Genomic DNA, 24,562 nt, shown 5'->3' with positions numbered 1-24,562 from the left:
AGATGGGCAAACGTGTCCTTCTGATCGAAGATGAGCCAAATATTCTTGAGGCGATCAGTTTTATTTTGTCCCGCGATGGGTGGACAGTTCACACCCATGAAGATGGGGAAACAGCAATGCAAAAAGTCGTCGGATTTCCGCCGGATATGATTATCTTGGATGTCATGCTGCCCGGTCGGAGCGGCTTTGATATCTTGCGAGATCTGCGGGCCACCGACACAACCAAAGATATTCCGGTGATGATGCTGACAGCGCGGGGTCAGGAAAAAGACCGGGAGTTAGCGCTCCGGCTTGGCGCAGACCGCTTTATGACAAAACCGTTTTCGAACGCAGAGGTGCGCGATCATGTGCGCAGCCTGATGGAGGCATGAACCAACCGCAAAAGTCCAAGATATTTTTAGAGCATGCCGGCTATCGGCAGCGCCGTATAAGGGACGCGGCGCGCCTTCTTCCTGTGTTCGGCGCGATACTTTGGGCAATCCCTCTTTTATGGCAAAGCGATGCACAGGACGGTGAAAACAGTTCGGGCGCGCTGGTCTATGTCTTTGTGGTTTGGGCTATTCTTATTGGTCTTTCTTTCGCGATCTCACGTCTCATTCGTGCGGATGACGGCAGCGCGCCCATAGACAGAACGCCCTGATGCTTGCCTTTAACGTCGTCATTTTCATTTCGCTATGCTATGTTGCTTTCCTGTTCGGGGTCGCATTCCTAGCAGAGCGGCGGGCGACCCAAGGGCGGGCAAGCTGGCTGCACTCACCGGTGATTTATACGCTGTCTCTCAGCATTTATTGTACTGCGTGGACGTTTTACGGGGCGGTTGGGTATGCCGCCCGCTCCGGGCTAGAGTTTGTGACAATTTATCTGGGCCCAACATTGATGATGATCGGATGGTGGTGGATCTTGCGCAAACTTGTGCGGATCGGGCGGGCCCAGAGAATCACATCCATCGCAGATCTTGTTTCGTCGCGTTTCGGAAAATCAACGTCACTGGGCATCATCGTCACCCTTATTTCTGTTGTCTCGGCAACGCCTTACATCGCGTTGCAGTTGCAATCCGTAACCCTGTCCTTTGCCGTATTTGCACAAAACAACGGGCATATCTGGGAACAAACGGACTTGAACGCGACGGCCATGTGGGTGGCGATTGGTCTGATCGTATTCACTGTCTTGTTCGGCACCCGCAATCTGGACGCCAACGAACGGCATCACGGGATCGTCATGGCGATCGCCGTCGAGGCGGTCGTGAAACTGGTCGCACTGCTCGCGGTCGGCGTTTTTGTGGTCTGGGGCATCGCGTCGGGACCTGCGGATGTGTTGGCGCGCATTGATGCATCCGAAATTCCACTGTGGGATCAGGACGGCGGCAGATGGTTAAGCCTTGTATTTTTGTCGGCTGCCGCATTTTTATGTCTGCCGCGCATGTTTCAGGTCTTGGTGGTCGAAAACGCCGATGAACGGCACCTAAGCATCGCAAGCTGGGCGTTTCCGACCTATCTGATGCTCATGAGCCTTTTTGTTGTGCCGATCGCGGTGGTGGGGCTTGATTTGCTACCGTCTGGCAGTAACCCTGATCTTTTTGTACTGACCGTCCCGCTTCAGCAGGGGAAAGACGGGCTGGCGATGCTGTCATTTCTGGGCGGTTTTTCGTCGGCGACGTCGATGGTGATGGTTGCCACGATTGCGCTGGCAACGATGGTGTCCAACCATATCGTGGTGCCGGTCTGGCTTTCGCGGCAAAATAGCCAAGCCGCGATGATGTCGGGCGACATTCGTCAGGTCATCCTACTGTCCCGGCGGTTGTCGATTGCGGGTGTCCTATTCTTGGGTTTTATTTACTACCGCATTTCCGGCGGCGGGACGGCGCTTGCGGCGATTGGGTTGGTGTCATTTTCGGGCGCTGTTCAGGTATTACCAGCGATGTTGGGGGGTATTTTTTGGCGCGGTGCCACGCGCGTCGGCGCCGCGGCCGGGCTTTTGACTGGGCTCGGCCTGTGGCTCTGGACACAGTTTCTGCCCAGCATTGGCGATAACGCCGTGATCAGCCAGTCGGTGCTGGACTTCGGACCATATGGGTGGGGGTGGCTGCGTCCACACGCGCTTTTTGGGATCAGCGGGCTGGACCCGTTGGTCCACGGGCTATTTTGGTCGATGCTTCTGAATACCGCGATGTTTATCCTTGGGTCGCTGTTCAGTTTTCCCGCACCGTTGGAACGTCTGCAAGGCGCACAGTTTGTCAATGTGTTTGAGCATTCAGTCGCTGCGCCTGCTTGGACGAACGCCGCTGCGGGCGCCGAAGACCTGTTAGTTATGGCGCAGCGCATATTGGGAAGCGCTGATGCGCAGGCGATCTTTGAACGCGAAGCCAGCCGCCAGGGAAAGAAAGGATACCTGCCCGAAGTCACCCCCGCATTTGTCGAAGGCCTTGAACGCGAATTGGCGGGGTCGGTCGGGGCTGCAACCGCACATGCCATGATCGGCCAATTGATTGGTGGCAGCGGGGTTTCGGTCGAGGATTTGATCGCGGTGGCAGACGAGGCCGCACAAATTCTGGAATATTCCAACCGCCTGGAGGCAAAATCAGCCGAGCAAGAGCAGACAGCGCGCGCTTTGCGGGACGCGAATGCGAAACTGACGGCTTTATCCATTCAAAAGGATGCCTTTCTCAGCCAAATCAGCCACGAACTGCGCACGCCGATGACATCAATCCGGTCATTTTCTGACATTCTACGCGAAGCGGATACATCGCAAACTGACCAGTCGCGCTTTGCGGGAATTATTCATGACGAAGCCATGCGGTTGACCCGGCTTTTGGACGAATTGTTGGATCTTTCCGTGTTGGAAAACGGTCAGGTCGTGCTGCAAGAACAGACTGGAAACCTCGCGGCGCTTCTGGATCGCGCCATTGGGTCCGCCGGTGTGTTTCATGACGAACTTGAGGTTATTCGCGACCCCGAGGCCGAAAAGATCACTGTGACGGCAGACCTGGATCGGTTGGTGCAAGTGTTTATCAATCTTATCGCGAATGCACGCAAATATTGTGACGCTCGCCACCCGCGGCTGAAAATATCTGTCGTGGATAGAGGCACACATTACTTTATTGATTTTGTTGATAATGGCAGCGGGATCGCACCCAGCCATCACCAGATGATCTTTGAAAAATTCTCGCGGTTATCAGACGGGTCCAAAGCAGGTGGTGCCGGGCTTGGTCTTGCGATCTGTCGCGAGATTATGCACCGGTTGGGGGGCGAAATTGCCTATTTGCCCGGGCAATATGGCACGGCATTCCGTGTGACGCTGTTAAAACAACAAAAGCGGTCGCCGTTAGGACAAACGTAACCTTGGTTTACTAAAACTGCGATGAATTAGCGGTGGCGGGCGCATGACGGGCAGTTCTCATTCTTCAATTTTACGCAAGATGGCGGGCGCGCGGTCCGATGAACCGGCCGAAAGCCCGATTACGTCGTCGCGTGCTGTTCGCATGGCGTTGACGAAGGCGGCCAATGACACTGTTGGCCTTGTTCTGACCGTGCGAAGCATTGCAGAAGATATCATGCCGCTGGATCAGATGCTGTCGACCTTTGACGATGGCATGATGTTGGTGGCTTTGACGCGACACGGCCGGATGGTTGGTGTGGCGGCGTGGGATATGCAGATGCGCGCCGCAGTGCTGGAAATGCAAACCATGGGCAAGTTGATCGCGATGGTTGCTGACGCAAGACCTGCGACAGGCACTGATAAAACCATGTGCGATCCTTTGCTCGCGGCGCTTTTGGCGGTGCTGCCCTCTGCGGTGGTGGGGACTGATTTTGAAGGATGGATCGACGATGTTACCCCCGATGCCCGTCTTGAAAGCGCGCGCGCGGCGGGGTTGATGCTGGATGACTGTTCCTATCGAAGCGTCAGAATGGCCGTTGATTTAGGCGTCGCTGACCGAACCGGCAGTTTGGTGTTGGCCTTGCCTATGCTTACCCGTCCGGCAGAACTGCCCGATCCAGAGCCTGCACCCTTGAATTGGGGTGATGCGTTTCGCGCCAATGTGATGGATTCACCAGCCGTCCTCGATGCACTGCTGCACCGCTTTAAGATGTCGCTGGGGCGGGCGCAAAACTTGCAAGTGGGGCAGGTTGTTGCCTTGCCCGGTTGTACGGTTAATTCGGTCAGACTCATTTCGGCCGATGGCCAGAACGTGGCACAAGCGAAACTGGGGCAGGTTGGTGGCATGCGCGCAGTGCGGATCGAAAACGCGGTCGCGCCACAAATGCGGGATCTGCCAGGTGCCAATGATCTGGGCTTTCCTGCCATGACACGCGATGACGATGTAGGGATGGCCCTATCGGGGGCTGATCTGATTGAAGAACCAGCGGCAGATGTATTTCCTGCCGCTGACTTTGATTTTGATGCGATGGCTGGTGATGACCTGCCCGCATTCGCTGCTGATTAGGTGCCCGCCAGTGCGTTCAGCTGGCCGCGCATTCCGGCCAGATCGTAGCCGGCAGCAGCGGTTGCCCCAATGATATCATCGACAGGCATTTTGCCTGCCTGCCCTAACGACCACACAATCGACGACCGCGTTCCAGAGGCGCAATAGGCCAGGGTTGGCCCCGCTGACGCATCTATTGCGGACATTTGCGCCGCGACCATATCCATGTTCAGGGATTGATGGGTCACCGGATTGACAACAAATTCCAACCCTGCCGCCGTTGCGGCTGCTTTGATCGCAGCGGCTTGGTGGCTTGGCGGGACTTCTGCATCGGGTCGATTACAGATAATGGTCTTGAACCCGCCGGCGACGATGGCGGGGATGTCTTCGACCGTGATTTGCGGGGTCACGGCGTAGGCCGTGTTGATGTGTCTAATGTCCATGACGTGTCTTTTAGCCCGCTGTTGCCGTTTGGTCCAGATAGCTCCGCACTTTGGGGGCGACCAGCATACCCGCTGCCATCGCAACGACAAACAAAAGTCCGCCAATCCCACCAAAGCTAAGCGAGGCGATCGCAGGGCCTGGGCATAGGCCAGCAAGGCCCCAGCCCATCCCGAACAGGGTCGAGCCGATGACGAGGTTGCGACCGATGCGCGGCGCTGGCGGAGCAGGGAAACTGGTGGCAAGCACAGGTTTGCGACCTTTTGTCAGCTGCCAAGCAACGGCCATCGGGATGATCGCGCCGCCCATAACAAAGGCAAGCGTTGGATCCCACGACCCGAAAATATCAAGCCAGCCCTGCACCTTGTCAGTGTTCGTCATGCCTGAAACCAACAAACCGGTGCCGAACAGCGCACCAACGATGAATGAAATAATCCGGCGCATTAGATGACTCCTAAAACATGTTTAAACACCACAACGGTCAAGCCGCCAGCGACGATATAGAACCCGGTTGCGACGATCCCGCGCAACGAAAGCCGGGAAATCCCGCAGACGCCGTGCCCGGATGTGCAGCCGTTCGCAAGACGCGTTCCCACGCCGACCAACAACCCCGCGGCGATGATGACAGCATAGTTGCTGGTTAAATTTGTGGCTGAACCACCCATGATTTTGGCAACAACCGCAGGCGTCAAAAACAGACCTGCAATCAGCGCGACACGCTCTTGCCAGTTGTTTTTTCCGCTGCCGTCGACCAAGCCACCGATGATGCCCGAGGCGCCCATAATTTGTCCATTGACCAGCAGAAAAATCGCAGCTGCCAGCCCGATAATTCCGCCACCAATAAGACCGTATATCCAGTCAGTTTGCATAGTTATTTCCGTTTCCAAATGTTGCGTTGCGCATCTTTTGCTCTGTCGATCCGACCCTTACCGCAGGTGGAAGCTTTGTCTTCACGGCCGTTGAAATTTACTTTAGTGATACGACATAGCCCTGCGGCTTTAGAGATGGCATCATCTTCTCTTTTGATGTTGCCTATATAAACGATTGCTAACGCATTTCAATATTGAAATGTATATATTTATGATATAAGAGTGCGAGAATGACTGAAGTATTTGATAATATTGTTGATCCCATGGATGCTGCCGCAAATGATGCCGCTGATTTAATGAAGGCGCTTTCGAATCCGGGTCGGCTGCGCATTCTGTGCGCGCTTGTTCCCGGAGAAGTGACCGTTGGCGAACTCGAGGTAATGCTTGGCGCCAGCCAATCATACGTGTCGGGGCAATTGTTGCGCCTGCGTAATGAAGGGCTGGTTGCGTGTGAACGTGACGGCAGAAGCATGCGTTACCGGCTTTCCGATCCGCGTGTCCGCCCTGTTCTGGAACGTATCTACGACGTATTTTGCCCGAAGGCGTAGAGCGTGTTAGTTGACAACAACGCCGATGATCACCGCCATCAGTCCGATGGTCGACACCAGCAGCGCACCAAGGTTGATTGGTAAAACTTTGGCGATGCGGGCCCGCAAATCTTCATCGCTCAGGTTGGCCCGTTTCGCTTTTGCTACTGTGATGATGCTGTAGGCAATGCCGCCCAAGCCAACAAGAGACAGCGCCGCGCCAATCCAAATCACCAGTTCCATCGCTACCTCCTGCGTTTATGCAGCCCTAACCCGATGATCAGATCCATGCAAGGGTTGCGGGGCGCTGGCGCTAAGGCTAGTGAAGGGAACGCCTGTCAGGAGAACGCACATGAACGATTCAGTCACCGATTCAGTTTCCAACGTCGCCGGAGAGGAGCTGCGCCAATTTATTGAACGTTACGAACGCCTCGAGGCGGAAAAGAAAGATATTGCGGACGGTCAAAAAGAAGTGATGGCCGAAGCAAAAGGTCGCGGCTATGACACCAAGGTGCTGCGCAAAATCGTTGCCATGCGCAAACGCGACGCAAATGATCTGGCCGAAGAAGAAGCCGTGATGGAAATGTATATGGCTGCGATTGGGATGTAAGCGCTAGGTGAACGGTAAAACCATCGAGACGCCGTCCATCGCAGTGATCGCGGCAATGTCGGCCTCATAGTTGTCAGACATCGCTGCGACCATGTCGGCACCTAATTCCGGCAGGTCGATATCCTCTTCTGCCGCATCAGGGATCGGGAATTCTTCCCAGATATCCGCGACCAGTGTTTCATATTCGAATTCAGTTTCCGGCGGGTTTGCCGCCATGTGTGCCCGCAGACGGGTCAAACCCTCGGGGGCAATCAGACCCGGCAACAGGTCAAGACCACCGGTCAGTTCGACCTCGTCATCCAAATTCGTCAGCAGACGCAGCAAACGCGCCCAGATCAGCGGCGTATCCTCATTGCACCAAACAATGATTTCCGCGTTCGGCGCGGCGCCTTTGATGCGTTTGATCACATCCGACCACCGGATGTCGGTCGGGTGCATCAACCCCAACAGTTCCCCAATGCTTTTAGATGTGGTCAAGGGTAAGACGTCTTGTAAAAACGTGGCCGGGTGTTTGATCGCAATGTAGAACGATAGATCGTCATGTGGAAACAGTTGACGAAGAGCGCGCGGCTTTGTTTCTGCCTGAGGGTAAAATACGCCATATTCAAAGATCCGGTTCGGAACGCAAATAAAGTTAGCATTGAACAGAAGAAGCCGGTCGATATCGTCGTCTTCCACAATGCTATCCAGCAAAATATCGCGCGCACCTGCGGCGGGAATTGCACCGTCAAGACCCTGAATCGTACTGCGGATAAGATTGCGATACTTCCCCGGACCCGGCACCGCAACGCCGTTTTGTAACAACACATCAACATTGCCAAGCACAGTTTTGAACAAACGGTCGTCGTCGGTTGCGTGGGCGCCAATGTGGTACGCAATTTGCATGCTGTTTTGCCTTTAATCGTCCAAGTTCAATCATCATAGCCGCATTTCTGGACAGTTAAACCTGTTTCGGATAGTCGACGTGCATGTCCGAGCAAACGAGTCAGATATCGCATCAACGGGGGGCATGGCTGCGTGTGTCGCCATGGTCAGTCGGGGCATTCTTGATCGCGGTTATGGTGTTGATACCCATTGTTGCGGTGATCTGGTTTGCATTCACGCCGACCGACAATATCTGGCCACACATGTTGCGAACAACTTTGCCGCGGTACATGGCGAACACTGCTATATTGATGCTGAGTGTCGGCGCACTGACTGCGATGGTTGGCACCGGGGCGGCATGGCTGGTGGTGATGTATCACTTTCCCGGACGCCGCATCTTGCAGTGGGCGCTGCTGATGCCGCTTGCAGTGCCTGCCTATGTCGGGGCCTACGCGCTTGTGGATTTTTTAGAATACGCCGGTCCTGTGCAAACCGCGATGCGTGGCACGATGGGCTGGGCCACGGCGCGTGACTATTGGTTTCCGGCGATCCGCACGCGCGAAGCCGCGATCGTGGTGCTCAGCGCAGCGCTTTATCCATATGTCTACATCCTTGCACGGGCAGCGTTCCGCGAGCAGTCAGGCTCCGCATACGAAGTCGCCCAAGCACTGGGCGCTGGTGCTTTTGCCCGGTTCTGGCGGGTTGGCTTGCCGTTGGCGCGCCCCGCAATTGCGGCCGGCGTGGCGGTTGTGATGATGGAAACGGTGAACGATTTTGGCACAGTGGACTATTTTGCGGTACAGACACTGACGACCGGGATTTTCTCGGTTTGGCTGCAAGGGGGCAATCTGGGCGGTGCTGCGCAATTAGCGACCTGCGTTTTGGGGCTGATTATCATCTTGGTCAGTTTGGAAAAATTCAGCCGACGCAAAAGTAAATTTTTTGGCTCCGCGCGCAGCGCACGCCCTGTCCAACCGATGCATTTGCGTGGATGGCACCGGTATGCCGCAATGTTGGCGTGTTTGCTGCCGGTGCTTGTGGGGTTCGTCCTCCCGGTTGGCGTCCTTCTTACACATGCGTTTGATGCAGGGCAGTGGGTTGCACCCGGTTTGCGCAAGGCGATGTCGCATACCATTGCCGTTGGCGGCATAGCCGCGATCCTGACCGTATTGGGTGGTTTGTTTATGGTATACGGGGTGCGACTGACGCGGCGCCGTCTGCCGGCCTTGTTGATGCCGATCACCGCGATCGGCTATGCCGCCCCGGGCGCCGTGCTTGGTCTTGGAATTCTGGTCCCGTTGGCCTGGTTCGACAATGCGCTGGCGGACGGGTTGGTGGGGATCGGATTTAGCGATCCAGGGTTGATTTTCACAGGCAGCGCGGCCGCCCTTGTCTTGGCTTATGTCGTGCGATTCTTTGCGATCGGGCAGGGGACAGCCGATGCTGCATTGGGGCGCGTGTCGCCAAGCCTGCCGATGGCGGCACGGTCTCTCGGACGTACTGCCGGTGGGACACTTCGGGCGGTTCACCTTCCGCTGGTCAAGGCATCGGTCGGATCTGCTTTGTTGCTGGTATTCGTGGACTGCGTCAAAGAACTGCCCGCCACGCTACTGCTAAGGCCGTTCAGCTATGATACATTGGCGACGCGGGTCTACGCAAAAGCCTCGCTTGAAAACATTTCAGAGGCAGCCCCGGCGGCGCTGATGATCACGCTCGTTGGGCTTGCTGCCGTCGCGCTGCTGGCGCGGGCAAACCGTTAAATACCGCAGCAAAATTTTTTCTGCTAAATCGATAAAATGCCCATTGCATTGGTGCAATTTCCCCTGCTATACGCCGCGCAGTCAGACAGACGATGCAGGAAACTGCACACCAGTGCCCCTATAGCTCAGCTGGTAGAGCAACTGATTTGTAATCAGTAGGTCCGCGGTTCGAGTCCGTGTGGGGGCACCATTTTATCGAAGTGTATCGATACGATGATAGCCACCTCTATGGGGTGCGACGTTTTGTTGGTACGATCGAAAACAATGCGACAACAGTGCCAGCGCACCAGCGCACTATCTGATTTGATTGGCGTGCCGGTTGATTTGCGATGCGACATGAACATTGCACACGCTTGCATTTTGGTGGCCGCCGATAACCGTGTAGCATTCGCGTGAAGGCGGGCTGCCTCTTGTGACCGGATAGCCAGTGGGTTTCTGCGCGGGGGCTAGACTTTGCCGACACTGAATCCACGTGACAAATGATTTTGCATCGCAAAGAGCAATACGACACCGGGAAGGATGGATGCGACTGTGACGGCCATCACCAGACCGATATCAGTTTGGAATCCAAAAAGGGCGTTGATCGCCATGCTGATCGGTTTCCCGTTGGTTGTTGTCAGGATGCGGGCAAACACCACCTCGACCCATGAAAACATGAAACAGAAAAACGCGGTCACGGCGATCCCGGGTGCAATTTGCGGCAACAAGAACGTCCAGATAAACCGTGGGCGAGAGTAGCCATCCAAGAACGCGGTTTCATCCAACTCTTTTGGGATCGCGGATATGAAGCCCTGTAAAATCCAGATTGAGATGGGCAGGTTAAACAGGCAATGCGCCAGCGCGATCCCAAACACCGAATTCACGATGCCTAGCGCGGAAAATAGCTGAAATATCGGCAAGGTTAGCACCACAGGCGGTGTGATCCGAAAGGCGATGAAGGCAAAGAAAAGGTGTTTATCCCCAACAAATGACATGCGTGAGAACGCATAGGCTGCCGGAATCGCCACAGGAACCGTGATGGCGATATTGAGCAACACATAGGCAATCGAATTGCCAAATGCGGAACGCAAATTCGGATCAGTGGCGATTGCCGCATAATTCAAGAATGTGACGCTACCCGCGGCTGTGTTGCCGTGGGGCAGGGTCGCGGTAAAGCTGAGGATGGTCATTTGCGCAAGCGGCAGACACGCGCAGACAATGAACACCAGTAGGCCTGCGATTTTGATAAAAGGTAAGGCGCGCAAAATCATGTTTCCGCGACCTTTGACGGGTGTGCGCTGTCTTGGTCGCCTTGCGCTTTGGTAAAGAGCCACGCGACGGTCAAAACGATCACAAAATATAGCACGGAACGCGCTGCAGACGGGCCATAGTTGAACGCCTTGATCTCCTCGCCCAGATCGACGGCAAGGAACATGGTTGCGCCGTTCGGGCCGCCTGCATTGATAGGAAAGGCCTCGGTGTAAATCATGAACGAATCCATAAAGCGCAACAAAATGGCCATCAGCAGGACGTTTTGTAATTTTGGTAACTGAATATGCCGAAGCACTTGCCATGGGCTCGCACCGTCTATGTCCGCGGCTTGGTAATAGGATGCAGGAATTGTTGTCAGCGCGGAGTAGCTTAGAATGACGACAAGGCTGGTCCAATGCCATGTGTCCATCGCAATGATGACGGCCCACGTTTGAACAACGGACAGCTTCCATGCGGGTGACCATCCGAAATGCGCCATCACGCGCCCCAAAATCCCTGTTTCCGGGTCAAGCAGGCTCAACCAAAGTGAGGGGATCATATTCCACGGCACCAAAAGCGGTAGCGCCACGCAGGCAAGCGCAAATCCGACCCAACGCTTTCGGCGTGGGATACACAGTGCGATTGCGACACCCAGCGGGATTTGAATACCAAGAACCAAAATTGAAAATAACGTGCTTCGCCCGAATCCTGACCAAAAGCGGCCCGATCTGACGATGTCGGCATACCATTCGGTGCCGACCCAAAATCGTTGATCTAGAATGAAAATTTCGAAGAATGAATAGTTGATCACCGTGATCAAAGGGATGACGCCGACAATGCCCAGCAATATCGCGGCGGGAAGGACGTAGACCCAGCCAGTGTTGTCGCGATCTTTCATTTGCATGTCTGTGTTCGCTTTCAGGAAAGGTTAGACCTTTACAACGTCGGTGCCCCATAATTGGCAGTCTTCAAGAAGCTTCTTGGGCAATGTGCCGTCCGTAAAAAGAACACTGACATCGCGCATAGAGCAGATGGTCAGCGGGGCCTTGCGTTCGAACTTTAGATAGTCGGCGACAACCATCACCTTGCGGGACCGCTGGATCGCGCTGCGGCTGACCAATATTTCCTGTCCGTCAAAGTCCAGAAGGTCGCCGTCTTCGTCGATGGCCGAACAGCCCAAAACCGAAAAGTCGAACTTGAATTGCTGAATCATCTCTGCGGTCAAACCACCCACAAGCCCGCCGTCTGCGCGCCGCAAAACCCCGCCCGTCAAGATAATTTCACTGCTGTGGTTTGCCGCTAGCGTGTTGGCAATATTCAAATTGTTTGTCACCACCAGCAGATTTTCATGGTCAAGAAGCTCGCGTGCGACTGCTTCTGTGCTTGTCCCGATATTCATGAAAACCGATGCCCCGTTGGGGATAGATGCCGCACAGGCCACAGCGATGTTTTTCTTGCCGGCTTCATTCAGGCGACGGCGTTCATCGTAGACAATATTGACCACGCCGGACGGAATGACAGCCCCCCCATGCACACGTTCAAGGCGTCCGCTTTCCGCCAAGTCAGCCAGATCACGGCGGATGGTCTGCACTGTGACGTCATATCGTTCAGCAAGCCCTTCGACGGTGACTTTGCCTTCCTTGCGTGCCAAATCCAGTATTTCGTGTTGTCTGAAATTCGAGACCAAAGCTTTCTCCTCGGTAATTTGCACGGCTTCGGCTGACCGTCCTGACGTGGCGTCCGCTGTGCATCGCAACAATCTACGCCAGACGTTTCGCGTCAAGAGGTCGAATCCCGTTTTGACAAAAAATCGTGAATATCGGACACATACGAAATAAAAATCCTTATAAAAACAGTGAAATAGGTTAAAACGAAAAAAAACGAACATTCGTTATTGACTGGATATCGGTGTTGGTGCTTATTTGCGCTACGTTGTGAGCGGGGAGGCTTCGGCGTATGATGGGCGTGGGGAGGCTTCATTGGGACAGCGTGAAAATCACGACATCGTCGACCTTTTCGTCATTGGTGGGGGCATCAACGGATGCGGTATTGCGCGTGATGCGGTCGGTCGCGGACTGACGGTTGAACTGGCCGAGATGAACGACCTTGCGTCAGCTACATCTTCGGCCTCGACCAAACTGTTCCATGGCGGTTTGCGCTACCTTGAATATTGGGAGGTCCGCCTTGTCCGCGAGGCATTGATCGAACGTGAAACACTGTTGCGCGCGATGCCCCATATCAGCTGGCCCATGCGATTTGTGTTGCCTTACCACAAAGACATGCGCTTTGAAGGCGATACGCCGACCTCTAAATTACTGAACGTCATCATGCCTTGGATGAAGGGCCGCCGCCCTGCCTGGCTCATCCGGTTTGGTTTGTTCCTTTATGATCACCTTGGCGGGCGCAAGATTTTGAAGGCAACGACATCCCTGCGCCTTTCAGGAACGCCCGAGGGCGCGCCGCTCAAAGATCGGTTTCAAAAGGCATTTGAATATTCCGACTGTTGGATCGAAGACAGTCGCTTGGTCGTTTTGAACGCCCGTGATGCTGCTGACCGTGGCGCGCGGATCAACGTCCGCACCAAGGTGGTCTCTGCGGAACTGGTGGACGGGCTTTGGCACGTCGCATTGCAAGAGGCAGCCACGGGCGCGCGCCGTGATGTGATTGCGCGAATGTTGGTAAATGCTGGCGGGCCATGGGTCGAAAGCGTCATTCGCAACACCGTGCGCATTAACGCGACCGAGGGCGTACGCCTTGTGCGGGGCAGTCACATCGTGACGCGCAAACTATATGATCACGACAAATGCTATTTCTTTCAGGGCGAAGACGGGCGGATCATTTTCACAATCCCTTACGAGACCGATTTTACCTTGATAGGGACGACAGACGCGGATCATGCTGACGTCAATGTAAAGCCGGTTTGCACCCCAGAAGAGCAAGCCTATCTTCTGGATTTTGCGTCCAGCTATCTCAAGAAACCAGTGACCCAAGCGGATGTCGTGTGGACATATTCGGGAGTGCGCCCGCTATACAACGACGGGGCAAGTTCAGCGACCGCTGCAACGCGCGACTATGTGCTTAAGGTTGATCAGTCGGCCGGTGCGCCGATTTTGAACGTTTTTGGCGGAAAGATCACGACCTACCGCAAGCTCGCGGAATCGGCGTTGGAAAAAATCACGCCTTTCTTTCCCGATGCGGGACAGGCGTGGACAGCCGGTGTCGCCTTGCCCGGTGGGGACTTCCCGGTCAGTGGTGTCGCGGCCCTGACGGACCGCCTGAAGGCCCGATATCCGTTTTTGACGGCGCGCTGGGCGGCACGCCTGGTCAAGGCGTACGGGACAGATGCGTTTGATGTTCTGGGAGATGCACAATCGGCCGCCGATCTTGGGCAGGAATTTGGCGCCGATTTGACGGCACGTGAAGTCATGTGGTTGGTTGAAAAAGAGTACGCGCGCAGCGCCGAAGACATCGTGTGGCGACGGTCCAAGTTGGGACTGAGGCTGACACCGCAAGAAATTGATTTGCTGGATGGATGGCTTGCCGATGTGCCTGCCGTTCAATCGTCGCAAAACGCAGTGTGAACTGCGAAAGGGGGAGAGAGAAATGTCACTTGTTCTGGAAGGTGTGTCAAAAGTCGTAAACGGCCAGACACATATTTATCCGACCGATCTTGCGCTATCGTCCGGTACAATGAACGTACTGCTTGGCCCCACGTCGTCGGGGAAAACATCGTTGATGCGTTTGATGGCGGGCCTCGATGTCCCGCAAAGTGGCAAGGTCATTTGGAACGGCAAAGATGTCACCGGAATGCGCGTGCAGGACCGCGGAGTGGCAATGGTCTATCAACAGTTCATCAATTATCCCTCGATGACGGTTTATGACAATATCGCAAGCCCCATGCGGTTGCTGGGCCAGACCGCTGAACAGATTGATGCTGCGGTCAAAAAGGCAGCCGACCTGATGAAGCTATCAGAATTTCTGGATCGCAAGCCACTGGCGTTATCGGGCGGGCAGCAGCAGCGCTGTGCGCTGGCGCGCGCCCTTGTCAAAGGTGCAGGCCTTGTGCTGCTGGATGAACCCTTGGCAAACCTTGATTACAAACTTCGCGAAGAATTGCGCGCCGAAATCCCCAAGATATTCGAAGAAGCCGGGTCAATTTTTGTCTATGCGACCACGGAACCCGAAGAGGCGCTTTTGCTGGGGGGCAATACCGCGACCATGTGGCAGGGCAGGGTGACGCAATTTGGCAAAACCCCTGTTGTTTACAGACAACCCGTTGACGCGACGACGGCGCGCGTTTTCTCGGATCCGCCGATGAATTTTCTGAAAATCCGCAAATCTGGTGACACGCTGGGCTTTGGCGACGGTCAGACCGCACCGGCATCTGCGGCTTTTGTCGGCCTTGCTGACGGGGACTACCTTGCGGGGTTTCGCCCCAATCACCTTGAGCTGCATAAACAAACACAAGGCGCGCTGGAATTCACGGGCAAGCTGAACGTAACCGAGATCACGGGATCAGAAACATTTGTACATTTGGACCATCACGGCGACAGCTGGGTGGGGCTTGTGCATGGGGTTAAAGATCTCAAAATCGGGACGCCGCTGACGGTCTATCTCGATCCGAAGCACGTTTACATTTTTTCACAAGACGGCAGATCTGTCGCGGCTGCATCTTATGCAACAGCAGCCTGAGGGAGACACGCAATGGCAAAAATAACCCTCGATAATCTGGCACATTCCTACCTGCCAAACCCCAAAAACGAAGAAGACTATGCGCTGAAGGAATTGAACCACGACTGGGTCGATGGCGAAGCCTACGCGCTTTTGGGGGCGTCGGGCTGCGGCAAGTCCACGTTGCTGAACATTATCTCGGGGCTGCTGCATCCAAGTCAGGGGCGCATCCTGTTCAATGACCGTGATGTGACGATGGCGCCGACCACGCAGCGCAATATTGCACAGGTGTTCCAGTTCCCCGTGGTTTACGACACGATGACGGTGCGTGATAACCTTGCGTTTCCGCTTCGGAACCGCGGTGCTGACGCGGCTTATGTCCGCGACCGGGTGCAGCATATTGCACATATGATTGGCATGGAGACGATGCTGGACCGCAAGGCACGCGGGTTGACGGCAGACGCCAAACAGAAAATTTCGTTGGGTCGCGGTATGGTGCGCGAAGACGTCAACGCGCTTTTGTTCGATGAACCGCTGACGGTCATTGATCCGCATATGAAGTGGGAATTACGCACGCAACTTAAGTCGCTGCATCACGAATTCGGCCACACCATGATTTACGTGACTCACGACCAGACCGAAGCCCTGACTTTCGCGGATAAGGTTGTTGTGATGTATGATGGGCGCGTCGTGCAAATGGGCACACCGCAACAGCTGTTTGAAACACCAGAACATACGTTTGTCGGGTACTTTATCGGCTCGCCCGGTATGAATGTTTTGGATGCCACAGTGTCCGGCGACAAAGCGATCATCGCGGGCACAGAAATCGCGCTTGGCCAAGCATTTGGAACGCCAACAGGCAAGGTCGAGGTCGGGGTGCGCCCTGAATTCACCACGTTACGCGCAGGCGGCGATGGCCTTGCGGTCCGGATTAAGCGGGTCGAGGATGTGGGCCGGCACAAAATAGTCCGCGTTGATTTTGAGGGGACTGAAATCAACGTGATTGCCGATGAAGGGGCCAATATTTCGCCCGATATGAACCGCATCGTTTTCGATCCGGCCGGGATCAACGTTTACGCAAACAGCTGGCGCGTCGCGCCAAAGGTGGCCTGAAATGCCCGTGTTTTTGACCGCCGCACCGAGGGGAGCCAACTGTGAATAAAACCATTAACCAAAAAGCATGGTTCCTCGTTCTGCCGGTCCTTGTGCTGGTCGCGTTCTCTGCGGTGATCCCGCTGATGACCGTTGTGAATTATTCGGTCCAAGACACCTTTGGGAACAACCAGTTCTTTTGGGCCGGCCTTGAATGGTTCAAGGAAATGATGGCGTCAGAGCGGATGTGGGATGCCTTGGCGCGCCAGCTTGCGTTCTCTGCGATCATCCTCGCGATTGAAATCCCCTTGGGCGTTTTTATCGCGCTGAATATGCCGAAAAAAGGCGTCTGGGCGTCAGTTTGCCTTGTCTTGATGTCGTTGCCCTTGCTGATCCCGTGGAATGTCGTCGGGACGATTTGGCAGATTTTCGGTCGCGTTGATATTGGACTGTTGGGGTACACGCTGGATGCGATCGGGATCGATTATAACTACACGCAAAATTTCTATGCCGCGTGGATTACCGTGATCACGATGGACGTCTGGCATTGGACATCGTTGGTCGCGCTTTTGGCCTATGCCGGGCTGCAATCCATTCCGGATGCGTACTATCAAGCCGCAAAGATTGATCAGGCCAGCCGCTGGAAAGTCTTCCGTTTTATCGAACTGCCCAAAATGATGGGTGTGTTGATGATCGCGATTTTGCTGCGGTTTATGGATAGCTTTATGATCTACACCGAACCCTTCGTGGTCACGGGTGGCGGCCCCGGCAATTCGACGACGTTCCTGTCGATTGACCTTGTCAAAATGGCACTTGGACAGTTTGATCTGGGGCCTGCTGCGGCTTTCTCGATCATGTACTATCTCGTGATCCTGCTCATTTCCTATGTCTTTTACACCGTGATGACGAACCTTGATAAAAGGGATGGCCACTGATGTCTGACACCGCCAACAAAAACGGCTTTGCCTTGCCAAAAATCAACGGAAGCGCCATCGTTATGGGGCTTTACCTGCTGTTCTTGCTGCTGCCAATCTATTGGCTGCTGAACATGAGCCTGAAGACCAATACCGAGATTTTGAACAGCTTCAGTCTTTGGCCGCAGGATCTGACCTTTGATAACTACATGACGATCCTGACGGATGCGTCATGGTACACCGGCTATCTGAATTCCATGATCTACGTCGTGTTGAATATGGTGATTTCGTTGGCGGTTGCGCTGCCTGCCGCCTATGCGTTCAGCCGCTATACGTTCCTTGGTGACAAGCATCTGTTCTTTTGGTTGCTGACCAACCGGATGGCGCCACCCGCCGTTTTTGCGCTGCCCTTCTTCCAGCTTTACAGCTCGGTCGGGTTGTTTGACACGCATATCGCCGTCGCTTTGGCGCACTGCCTGTTCAACGTCCCCTTGGCCGTGTGGATTTTAGAAGGTTTCATGCGCGGCGTGCCCAAAGAAATCGACGAAACCGCTTATATCGACGGCTATTCGTTCCCGCGGTTTTTCGTGCGTATTTTTACGCCTTTGGTCGCATCCGGTATCGGTGTGACAGCGTTCTTCTTGTTCATGTTCAGCTGGGTCGAACTGCTGCTAAGCCGCACGCTGACCAGTGTGAACGCAAAGCCGATCGCGGCGACAATGACGCGCACCGTTGGTGCCGCCGGAATCGACTGGGGGGTGCTCGCCGCCGCTGGGGTGCTGACGATCGTCCCCGGGGCTTTGGTGATCTATTTTGTCCGCAACTACATCGCCAAGGGCTTTGCCCTCGGCCGCGTATAATAATCGAAACGGGAGAGAAACAATGGAATGGATGGCATGGACTTGGCCGACCGCCGCTTTCTTCAGCATTATCGCGGTCACGCTGATCACCTTTACGATCCTTGCGATCAAATACCCCGAGGTGCCGCGCAATGGCGTTCTGGGGATCGAAACAACGCGCGGTGACAGGTTGTTCATCACGCTACTTGGCGCGGCCTTTATCAACTTGGCTTGGCTTGGAATGCTCAGCGCACCTCAATGGGGCGCGCTGATCGTATGTCTCTTTTACGCCATCGCGGTATTTCGCTGGGTGTAACGGACGGCATTATGGGACGGTCCAGTTAGCAAGATCTGGAGCGTCTTGAATGTTCTATTTTAGGGAGGAACAACAATGAACTTGCGATTAAAAGGGACGACGGCCCTGGGCCTTGCGGCATGCATGATTGCCGCACCAGCCTTTGCAGATATGGATGCGGCGAAAGCATTCCTTGATAGCGAAATCGGCGATCTTTCTGCGCTGTCACGCGCGGATCAGGAAGGTGAGATGCAATGGTTCGTTGACGCGGCAGCACCCTATGCGGGTATGTCAATCAACGTTGTTTCCGAAACGATTGGGACCCATGAATACGAAGCCAACGTTCTGGCCCCAGCGTTCGAGGCCATCACCGGTATCAAGATCACGCATGATCTGATCGGTGAGGGGGACGTTGTTGAAAAGCTGCAAACACAAATGCAGTCAGGCGAAAATATCTATGATGCCTACATCAACGATTCCGACCTGATCGGGACACACTGGCGCTATCAGCAGGCCCGTAACTTGACCGACTGGATGGCTGGTGACGGTGCTGCCGTGACCAACCCTAACCTGAACTTGGACGACTTTATCGGTCTGTCGTTCACAACCGGGCCGGATGGTAAAATCTATCAGCTGCCTGACCAGCAGTTCGCGAACCTTTACTGGTTCCGTTATGATTGGTTCAACGACGAGCAGAACAAAACCGACTTCAAAGAGCGGTACGGCTATGATCTGGGCGTGCCTGTAAACTGGTCCGCCTATGAGGATATCGCGGAATTCTTTACAGGTCGCGATCTGTCACGTCTGGGTGTCGAAGGCGAAGTCTTTGGCAACATGGACTACGGTAAGAAAGACCCGTCATTGGGGTGGCGCTATACAGATGCGTGGCTGTCGATGGCGGGTGTCGGTGACATTGGTGAACCCAATGGCCTGCCGGTCGACGAATGGGGTATTCGTGTGAACGAAAACTCGCAACCTGTTGGGTCCTGTGTGGCCCGCGGTGGTGCGACCAACGGCCCGGCTGCGGTATACGCGGTGACAAAGGCAATCGAATGGCTGCAAAAATACTCGCCGCCTGCGGCAGCTGGTATGACGTTCTCTGAAGCAGGGCCAATCCCTGCACAAGGGAATATCGCACAACAGATGTTCTGGTACACTGCCTTTACCGCCGCATCCGTCGAGCCAGATTTGCCCGTTATGAACGAAGATGGCACGCCAAAGTGGCGCATGGCACCTTCGCCACACGGTGCCTATTGGACCGAAGGCACAAAAATCGGCTACCAAGACGCCGGTTCCTGGACGCTGATGGAATCCACACCCGTTGATCGCGCACAGGCGGCTTGGCTTTATGCCCAGTTCGTAACCTCCATGACGGTCGACGTGAAGAAAAGCCATGTTGGCCTGACATTCATCCGTGAATCGACGATCCAACACGAAAGCTTCACTGAACGTGCCCCACGTTTGGGTGGTCTGATCGAATTCTACCGGTCACCTGCACGGGTGCAATGGTCACCAACAGGGACCAACGTTCCTGACTATCCAAAGCTGGCACAGCTGTGGTGGCAGAATATCGGCGACGCAATGTCGGGTGCAAAAACACCGCAAGAGGCGCTTGATTCACTGTGTGCCGATCAGGAAAAAGTCTTGATCCGTCTGGAGCGTTCGGGTGTCCAAGGTGATCTTGGCCCGCTGATGAACGAAGAACAGGATCCGTCCTACTGGCTTGAACAGCCGGGTTCGCCAAAGCCGATGCTTGAAAACGAAGACGAAACGCCCGTCACGATCTCTTATGACGAGCTGATCCAGTCCTGGCAGTAAGCCATTGACCCGAGGCCGAGAAATCGGCCTCGGCATTCTTTCTTTCGAATTGACTCCCAGCAGTCGGTTGTGACGTCTCAATCGATTGGAACAGCGGCCGCTTTCGTGGCGGCCGCTTTTTTTAAACATCTCTACGCGCGTGGCTGGCATGACCTATATTCTTGCAATCGATCAGGGGACAACATCGACCCGGGCAATCGTATTTGATGCGGCAATGACCGCTGTTGCCAGCGCACAAGAAGAATTTACGCAGCATTTTCCGCAATCTGGCTGGGTCGAACATGACCCTGCTGATTTGTGGGCGACGACAATCAGCACATGCCAGACTGCGCTAGACCGTGCGGGCCTGCGCGCAGCGCAAGTTGCCGGTATCGGCATCACGAACCAGCGCGAAACGGTGGTGGTTTGGGACAAACAGACAGGACAACCCATTTACAACGCCATTGTCTGGCAGGATCGGCGCACCTCTGATGTTTGCACGAAACTACGCGCCGCCGGGCATGAAAAGATGATCACGGACCGGACCGGGCTGTTGCTTGACCCGTATTTTTCGGGAACCAAGTTAAAGTGGATATTGGATCACGTTGACGGGGCGCGCGCACGGGCCGCACAGGGTGACCTTCTGTTTGGAACAGTGGATAGTTTTCTGATTTGGAAGCTCACCGGGGGTGCCGCACACGTAACCGATGCAACAAACGCAGCCCGCACGATGCTTTATGATATCCGCAAAGGTCGCTGGAGCAGCACAATTTGCGCAGTTTTTGATATTCCGATGAACATGTTGCCCGTGGTCAAAGACTGCGCAGCGCATTTTGGCGATACGCAGCCCGATATTTTTGGCGGCAGCATTCCGATATTAGGAGTGGCGGGCGATCAACAGGCGGCGACCGTAGGGCAGGCGTGCTTTCAACCGGGCATGATCAAATCGACCTATGGCACCGGCTGTTTCGCGCTGTTGAACACGGGAGACACGCCCGTCATGTCACAAAACCGCCTGCTCACGACCATTGCCTATCAACTGAACGGCAAGCCGACATATGCGCTCGAAGGGTCAATCTTTGTCGCAGGCGCTGTTGTGCAATGGCTGCGGGATGGTTTGAAAATCATCTCGGACGCCTCCGAAACACAGGCCTTGGCCGAAAAGGCCGACCCCAACCAGTCTGTCACGCTTGTTCCGGCCTTTGTCGGTCTGGGTGCGCCTTACTGGAATCCAGACTGTCGCGGGGCTGTTTACGGCCTCACGCGTGCAACAGGCCCCGCAGAAATGGCCAAAGCCGCGTTAGAAAGCGTGGGTTACCAGACCCGTGATTTGCTCGAGGCGATGGCGTCTGATTGGCAATCACAAGGCATCCAGCCGGTCCTGCGCGTTGATGGCGGTATGGCGGCCAGCGATTGGGCAATGCAGTTTTTGTCTGACATTATTGACGCGCCCGTGGACAGGCCAAAGGTCCATGAAACAACCGCACTGGGTGTTGCGTGGCTTGCCGGAATGCAAGCCGGGGTTTATCCGCCGCAGGACGCATTTGCAGCGTCATGGGTTCAGGAAAAACAGTTTAATCCCAACATGGACGCGGCGCAGCGCAGCGCAAAATACGCCACATGGAAAAAAGCAGTCGCTGCAACGCTAAGTTTTTAGGCAACCGTCAGAAATAGATCGTGTCAGGGCGGGACTGGCGCTGCAAAAGTCGGGCTATCGCGCGGCGTCAAATGGAACGTCGCACGTGGTCTTGGACTTCTGACAGGGTCGGGGGTTTCAGTGGTGATCCGAATAAACACTGTGATTTCAGCAACATGTGGCAGCATTCATGGCATTGTTGCGCCCTGCTTCACGGATGCATATCACGGGTATCTTTGGCCGGGGGACGCTGCGGACCCGCATGACGCATCTTTGGTTGGTTGACGCCCCCTGTGGGCCTGTGGTTCTGTGAACTATGGGCGCATAGGTGTGAATGAAACCCACAACAAAGATATTGCTGGAGTTTTACGATGCCGAAGAAACAACTTGGGCTAGGTTCGCAGCCACAGCTACCTGATTTTTTGACGCAAGACGGTGTTGACGCGCTAAATAATGGAACGCATCCGGCGCCATTTGATGTCTTGGGGCCACATAAAGACGGCAGGCGCTGGTGGATTACGACCTTTCAGCCTGATGCCGTGGACGTTGTGGCGATTATCGCGGGACGGCAAGTACCCTTGGCGCGGATCGGCGGCGATGTGTTTGCAGGCCCTGTCGCGAACAAGGATTATCTGCTGCAAATGCGGTATGCCGATGGCACAGAATACTGCACACCCGATCCTTTTGCATTTCCTCCTGTTCTCACAGACTTTGATCAGTACCTCGTCGGCGAAGGGACACACAAAGAACTGTGGCGGGTTTTAGGGGCACATGTTTCCCAGCATCAATCTGTTGACGGTGTTCATTTCGCGGTCTGGGCGCCCAACGCGCAACGCGTGAGCGTGGTAGGAGATTTTAATCAATGGGACGGCCGCCGTCACCCGATGCGTCCGGCTGGGCAAACCGGCGTTTGGGAAATATTCTTGCCAAATATCGGCGATGGGGCACTTTATAAATACCAGATCACCGGGGCGCATGGTGCGGTGGTTCTAAAGGCTGATCCGATTGGGTTTGGGTCACAGCATCCGCCAGAGAAGTCGTCGGTCGTGCGTGATATTTCCGGTTTCGGCTGGACCGATCAGGACTGGATGAAAACGCGCGCGGCCCGTGCCGATCGCCATAGCCCGATTTCGATTTACGAGGTTCACCTTGGGTCTTGGCGACGTCGCTATGATGATGGCGGACGCTCGCTGAGCTACCGCGAACTGGCGCGCGATCTGGTGTCCTACGTCAAATATATGGGTTTTACACATATCGAATTGCTGCCGATTTCGGAATTCCCTTTTGATGGGTCATGGGGGTATCAGCCGGTCGGGCTATATGCCCCGACGATCCGGTTTGGCCCGCCACATGAATTTCGCGACCTGATCGCCGCCGCGCACGACGCGGGTATCGGGGTGCTTTTGGATTGGGTGCCGGGGCACTTTCCCACCGATGACCACGGCTTGGCGCAGTTTGACGGGACTGCGTTGTACGAACACGCCGATCCGCGCGAGGGATTTCACCAAGACTGGAATACATTGATCCCCAACTATGGCCGCCGCGAGGTCAAAAACTATTTCGTCGCCAACGCGCTTTATTGGATCGAAGAATACCACTTGGACGGGCTGCGGGTCGATGCAGTGGCATCGATGCTATACCGCGACTATTCGCGCAATACGGGTGAATGGGTGCCCAACAGCGATGGTGGCCGCGAAAACTACGAAGCGATCGCGTTTCTGCAAGAGATGAACACTGCCGTTTATGGGGCCGACCCAAGCATCATGACAGTCGCCGAAGAAAGCACATCGTTTCCCGGCGTATCCCAACCGGCGCACGCCGGCGGGCTTGGCTTTGGCTACAAATGGAACATGGGTTGGATGAATGACACGCTGCGGTACATGGAACGCGATCCGATTTACCGTCAGTATGACCACCACCTGATGACATTCCCGATCGACTGGGCCTTTACCGAAAATTTTGTGCTGCCCATCAGCCATGACGAGGTCGTGCATGGCAAAGGGTCGATGATTGCCAAAATGCCCGGAACCGAGTGGGAAAAATTCGCGAACTTGCGGGCGTATTATGCGTTTATGTGGATGCAGCCCGGCAAAAAGCTGCTGTTCATGGGCTGTGAGTTTGCACAACCCGAAGAATGGAACCATGACGCGGAACTGAACTGGGGCGCGGCAGACCAGCCTGCGCATAAAGGTGTGCAGCAACTGGTGCGCGATCTGAACGCGCTTTACCGCAGCACACCTGCCTTGCATGTGAATGACTGCGTTGCTGCGGGCTTTGCTTGGGTGAAAAACGACCCGGCACAATCGATCACCGGGTTTGTGCGATACGGGGGGGCGGGTGACGCACCTGTCGTCGTCGTGTGCAACTTTGTTCCGGTGGAACGATCGGACTTTAGGATTGGCGTACCCGAACAAGGTTTCTGGGAGGAAGTGTTGAACACGGATGCGTCAATATACGGCGGTGACAATCGCGGCAATTTGGGGGGCGTCGCGGCGTCAGATTTACCCGCTGACGGCCACGCGCATTCGGTGGTGATCACGTTGCCGCCACTGTCGGTTATTGTGCTGCGTTTGCGGCGCGAAGACGAAATATAGGGA

The 24,562-nt window shown here is 55.1% G+C and carries 24 protein-coding genes and 1 tRNA gene; 17 read left to right on the top strand and 8 right to left on the bottom strand.

Annotated elements, in window-relative coordinates; all coding sequences use genetic code 11:
- Positions 1-2: 2 nt before the first annotated feature.
- The 4 genes from ACXJGX_RS02265 to ACXJGX_RS02250 are packed head-to-tail and all read left to right on the top strand — an operon-like array spanning position 3 to position 4,441.
- A complete protein-coding gene (locus ACXJGX_RS02265) occupies positions 3-371 on the top strand; it encodes a response regulator transcription factor (RefSeq protein ID WP_474778511.1) in 369 nt (122 codons plus the stop codon).
- The gene (locus tag ACXJGX_RS02260) at positions 368-640 is read left to right on the top strand and encodes a hypothetical protein (RefSeq protein ID WP_474778510.1); all 273 of its coding nucleotides are present in this window, start codon (positions 368-370) and stop codon (positions 638-640) included. Before ACXJGX_RS02265 ends, ACXJGX_RS02260 begins: the two co-directional genes overlap by 4 nt.
- Positions 640-3,336: an ATP-binding protein gene (locus ACXJGX_RS02255; protein ID WP_474778509.1), complete on the top strand. Its 2,697-nt coding sequence runs from the start codon at positions 640-642 to the stop codon at positions 3,334-3,336. Before ACXJGX_RS02260 ends, ACXJGX_RS02255 begins: the two co-directional genes overlap by 1 nt.
- A 43-nt stretch (positions 3,337-3,379) precedes the next feature.
- Positions 3,380-4,441: a FliM/FliN family flagellar motor switch protein gene (locus ACXJGX_RS02250; RefSeq protein ID WP_474778508.1), complete on the top strand. Its 1,062-nt coding sequence runs from the start codon at positions 3,380-3,382 to the stop codon at positions 4,439-4,441.
- On the opposite strand, the gene ACXJGX_RS02245 is transcribed toward ACXJGX_RS02250, so the two are convergent.
- From ACXJGX_RS02245 to ACXJGX_RS02235, 3 genes are read right to left on the bottom strand one after another with little or no spacing between them, the layout of a single operon-like run.
- On the bottom strand, positions 4,438-4,863 hold the full coding sequence (locus ACXJGX_RS02245; protein WP_474778507.1) for a protein tyrosine phosphatase family protein: 426 nt from the start codon (positions 4,861-4,863) through the stop codon (positions 4,438-4,440). The genes ACXJGX_RS02250 and ACXJGX_RS02245 overlap by 4 nt on opposite strands.
- A gap of 10 nt (positions 4,864-4,873) precedes the next feature.
- Positions 4,874-5,305 carry a DUF6691 family protein gene (locus ACXJGX_RS02240; RefSeq protein ID WP_474778506.1) on the bottom strand — a complete coding sequence of 144 codons (432 nt, stop codon included), beginning with the start codon at positions 5,303-5,305 and terminating at the stop codon, positions 4,874-4,876.
- Positions 5,305-5,730, bottom strand: coding sequence for a YeeE/YedE family protein (locus ACXJGX_RS02235; RefSeq protein ID WP_474778505.1), 426 nt, complete (start codon positions 5,728-5,730; stop codon positions 5,305-5,307). The genes ACXJGX_RS02240 and ACXJGX_RS02235 overlap by 1 nt, the downstream gene beginning before the upstream one ends.
- A 230-nt stretch (positions 5,731-5,960) precedes the next feature.
- On the opposite strand from ACXJGX_RS02235, the gene ACXJGX_RS02230 reads away from it, so the two are divergent.
- On the top strand, positions 5,961-6,278 hold the full coding sequence (locus ACXJGX_RS02230) for an ArsR/SmtB family transcription factor (RefSeq protein ID WP_474778504.1): 318 nt from the start codon (positions 5,961-5,963) through the stop codon (positions 6,276-6,278).
- 6 nt (positions 6,279-6,284) lie between these two features.
- On the opposite strand, the gene ACXJGX_RS02225 is transcribed toward ACXJGX_RS02230, so the two are convergent.
- Positions 6,285-6,500, bottom strand: coding sequence for a hypothetical protein (locus ACXJGX_RS02225; protein WP_474778503.1), 216 nt, complete (start codon positions 6,498-6,500; stop codon positions 6,285-6,287).
- 109 nt (positions 6,501-6,609) lie between these two features.
- Here ACXJGX_RS02225 and ACXJGX_RS02220 point away from each other — a divergent pair, with 109 nt between their 5' ends.
- A complete protein-coding gene (locus tag ACXJGX_RS02220) occupies positions 6,610-6,867 on the top strand; it encodes a DUF2312 domain-containing protein (RefSeq protein ID WP_474778502.1) in 258 nt (85 codons plus the stop codon).
- A 3-nt stretch (positions 6,868-6,870) separates the two neighbouring features.
- On the opposite strand, the gene ACXJGX_RS02215 is transcribed toward ACXJGX_RS02220, so the two are convergent.
- Complete coding sequence (locus ACXJGX_RS02215; protein ID WP_474778501.1) at positions 6,871-7,752, bottom strand: hypothetical protein; 882 nt, start codon at positions 7,750-7,752, stop codon at positions 6,871-6,873.
- A gap of 83 nt (positions 7,753-7,835) precedes the next feature.
- On the opposite strand from ACXJGX_RS02215, the gene ACXJGX_RS02210 reads away from it, so the two are divergent.
- Together ACXJGX_RS02210 and ACXJGX_RS02205 are read left to right on the top strand one after the other, a co-directional pair.
- A complete protein-coding gene (locus tag ACXJGX_RS02210; RefSeq protein ID WP_474778500.1) occupies positions 7,836-9,491 on the top strand; it encodes an ABC transporter permease in 1,656 nt (551 codons plus the stop codon).
- 114 nt (positions 9,492-9,605) lie between these two features.
- Positions 9,606-9,681: transfer RNA gene (locus tag ACXJGX_RS02205), tRNA-Thr, on the top strand.
- A gap of 256 nt (positions 9,682-9,937) precedes the next feature.
- On the opposite strand, the gene ACXJGX_RS02200 is transcribed toward ACXJGX_RS02205, so the two are convergent.
- The 3 genes from ACXJGX_RS02200 to ACXJGX_RS02190 are packed head-to-tail and all read right to left on the bottom strand — an operon-like array spanning position 9,938 to position 12,408.
- Complete coding sequence (locus tag ACXJGX_RS02200; RefSeq protein WP_474778499.1) at positions 9,938-10,741, bottom strand: carbohydrate ABC transporter permease; 804 nt, start codon at positions 10,739-10,741, stop codon at positions 9,938-9,940.
- Positions 10,738-11,625, bottom strand: coding sequence for a carbohydrate ABC transporter permease (locus ACXJGX_RS02195; protein ID WP_474778498.1), 888 nt, complete (start codon positions 11,623-11,625; stop codon positions 10,738-10,740). Before ACXJGX_RS02195 ends, ACXJGX_RS02200 begins: the two co-directional genes overlap by 4 nt.
- 24 nt (positions 11,626-11,649) lie before the next feature.
- The gene (locus ACXJGX_RS02190) at positions 11,650-12,408 is read right to left on the bottom strand and encodes a DeoR/GlpR family DNA-binding transcription regulator (protein WP_474779164.1); all 759 of its coding nucleotides are present in this window, start codon (positions 12,406-12,408) and stop codon (positions 11,650-11,652) included.
- A 292-nt stretch (positions 12,409-12,700) separates the two neighbouring features.
- On the opposite strand from ACXJGX_RS02190, the gene glpD reads away from it, so the two are divergent.
- From glpD to glgB, 9 genes are all read left to right on the top strand, one after another.
- Positions 12,701-14,302, top strand: coding sequence for a glycerol-3-phosphate dehydrogenase (gene glpD / locus ACXJGX_RS02185; RefSeq protein WP_474778497.1), 1,602 nt, complete (start codon positions 12,701-12,703; stop codon positions 14,300-14,302).
- 22 nt (positions 14,303-14,324) lie between these two features.
- Entirely contained in the window at positions 14,325-15,413 is a 1,089-nt protein-coding gene (locus ACXJGX_RS02180; protein ID WP_474778496.1) for an ABC transporter ATP-binding protein, read from the top strand.
- 12 nt (positions 15,414-15,425) lie between these two features.
- Entirely contained in the window at positions 15,426-16,505 is a 1,080-nt protein-coding gene (locus ACXJGX_RS02175) for an ABC transporter ATP-binding protein (RefSeq protein ID WP_474778495.1), read from the top strand.
- A 41-nt stretch (positions 16,506-16,546) separates the two neighbouring features.
- Complete coding sequence (locus tag ACXJGX_RS02170) at positions 16,547-17,419, top strand: carbohydrate ABC transporter permease (RefSeq protein WP_474778494.1); 873 nt, start codon at positions 16,547-16,549, stop codon at positions 17,417-17,419.
- Positions 17,419-18,258 (top strand): carbohydrate ABC transporter permease, encoded by an 840-nt coding sequence (locus ACXJGX_RS02165; RefSeq protein WP_474778493.1) that lies wholly within the window; start codon positions 17,419-17,421, stop codon positions 18,256-18,258. The genes ACXJGX_RS02170 and ACXJGX_RS02165 overlap by 1 nt, the downstream gene beginning before the upstream one ends.
- A gap of 22 nt (positions 18,259-18,280) precedes the next feature.
- The gene (locus ACXJGX_RS02160; protein ID WP_474778492.1) at positions 18,281-18,553 is read left to right on the top strand and encodes a DUF2160 domain-containing protein; all 273 of its coding nucleotides are present in this window, start codon (positions 18,281-18,283) and stop codon (positions 18,551-18,553) included.
- A 75-nt stretch (positions 18,554-18,628) separates the two neighbouring features.
- Positions 18,629-20,350, top strand: a complete 1,722-nt coding sequence (locus tag ACXJGX_RS02155; protein WP_474778491.1) for an ABC transporter substrate-binding protein — start codon at positions 18,629-18,631, stop codon at positions 20,348-20,350.
- Between the two features lie 148 nt (positions 20,351-20,498).
- The gene (gene glpK / locus ACXJGX_RS02150) at positions 20,499-21,986 is read left to right on the top strand and encodes a glycerol kinase GlpK (protein WP_474778490.1); all 1,488 of its coding nucleotides are present in this window, start codon (positions 20,499-20,501) and stop codon (positions 21,984-21,986) included.
- Positions 21,987-22,336: 350 nt separating this feature from the next.
- Positions 22,337-24,559, top strand: coding sequence for a 1,4-alpha-glucan branching protein GlgB (gene glgB, locus ACXJGX_RS02145; protein WP_474778489.1), 2,223 nt, complete (start codon positions 22,337-22,339; stop codon positions 24,557-24,559).
- Positions 24,560-24,562: the final 3 nt, after the last annotated feature.

The sequence above is a fragment of the Yoonia sp. SWMV100 genome, from assembly GCF_056108365.1.
The sequence above is the reverse complement of the archived record's forward strand: the minus strand, read 5'-3'. Positions and strand labels throughout refer to the sequence as shown.

Excerpts from the sequence above, each read along its gene's own strand:
- ACXJGX_RS02220 (WP_474778502.1), top strand. The coding sequence starts at position 6,610 with ATGAACGATTCAGTCACCGATTCAGTTTCCAACGTCGCCGGAGAGGAG.
- ACXJGX_RS02160 (WP_474778492.1), top strand. The coding sequence starts at position 18,281 with ATGGAATGGATGGCATGGACTTGGCCGACCGCCGCTTTCTTCAGCATT.
- ACXJGX_RS02210 (WP_474778500.1), top strand. The coding sequence starts at position 7,836 with ATGTCCGAGCAAACGAGTCAGATATCGCATCAACGGGGGGCATGGCTG.
- ACXJGX_RS02240 (WP_474778506.1), bottom strand. The coding sequence starts at position 5,305 with ATGCGCCGGATTATTTCATTCATCGTTGGTGCGCTGTTCGGCACCGGT.
- ACXJGX_RS02155 (WP_474778491.1), top strand. The coding sequence starts at position 18,629 with ATGAACTTGCGATTAAAAGGGACGACGGCCCTGGGCCTTGCGGCATGC.
- ACXJGX_RS02225 (WP_474778503.1), bottom strand. The coding sequence starts at position 6,500 with ATGGAACTGGTGATTTGGATTGGCGCGGCGCTGTCTCTTGTTGGCTTG.
- ACXJGX_RS02235 (WP_474778505.1), bottom strand. The coding sequence starts at position 5,730 with ATGCAAACTGACTGGATATACGGTCTTATTGGTGGCGGAATTATCGGG.
- ACXJGX_RS02195 (WP_474778498.1), bottom strand. The coding sequence starts at position 11,625 with ATGCAAATGAAAGATCGCGACAACACTGGCTGGGTCTACGTCCTTCCC.
- ACXJGX_RS02215 (WP_474778501.1), bottom strand. The coding sequence starts at position 7,752 with ATGCAAATTGCGTACCACATTGGCGCCCACGCAACCGACGACGACCGT.
- ACXJGX_RS02200 (WP_474778499.1), bottom strand. The coding sequence starts at position 10,741 with ATGATTTTGCGCGCCTTACCTTTTATCAAAATCGCAGGCCTACTGGTG.
- ACXJGX_RS02250 (WP_474778508.1), top strand. The coding sequence starts at position 3,380 with ATGACGGGCAGTTCTCATTCTTCAATTTTACGCAAGATGGCGGGCGCG.
- ACXJGX_RS02230 (WP_474778504.1), top strand. The coding sequence starts at position 5,961 with ATGACTGAAGTATTTGATAATATTGTTGATCCCATGGATGCTGCCGCA.
- ACXJGX_RS02265 (WP_474778511.1), top strand. The coding sequence starts at position 3 with ATGGGCAAACGTGTCCTTCTGATCGAAGATGAGCCAAATATTCTTGAG.
- ACXJGX_RS02180 (WP_474778496.1), top strand. The coding sequence starts at position 14,325 with ATGTCACTTGTTCTGGAAGGTGTGTCAAAAGTCGTAAACGGCCAGACA.
- ACXJGX_RS02165 (WP_474778493.1), top strand. The coding sequence starts at position 17,419 with ATGTCTGACACCGCCAACAAAAACGGCTTTGCCTTGCCAAAAATCAAC.
- ACXJGX_RS02260 (WP_474778510.1), top strand. The coding sequence starts at position 368 with ATGAACCAACCGCAAAAGTCCAAGATATTTTTAGAGCATGCCGGCTAT.
- glpK (WP_474778490.1), top strand. The coding sequence starts at position 20,499 with ATGACCTATATTCTTGCAATCGATCAGGGGACAACATCGACCCGGGCA.
- ACXJGX_RS02245 (WP_474778507.1), bottom strand. The coding sequence starts at position 4,863 with ATGGACATTAGACACATCAACACGGCCTACGCCGTGACCCCGCAAATC.
- glgB (WP_474778489.1), top strand. The coding sequence starts at position 22,337 with ATGCCGAAGAAACAACTTGGGCTAGGTTCGCAGCCACAGCTACCTGAT.
- ACXJGX_RS02255 (WP_474778509.1), top strand. The coding sequence starts at position 640 with ATGCTTGCCTTTAACGTCGTCATTTTCATTTCGCTATGCTATGTTGCT.
- ACXJGX_RS02175 (WP_474778495.1), top strand. The coding sequence starts at position 15,426 with ATGGCAAAAATAACCCTCGATAATCTGGCACATTCCTACCTGCCAAAC.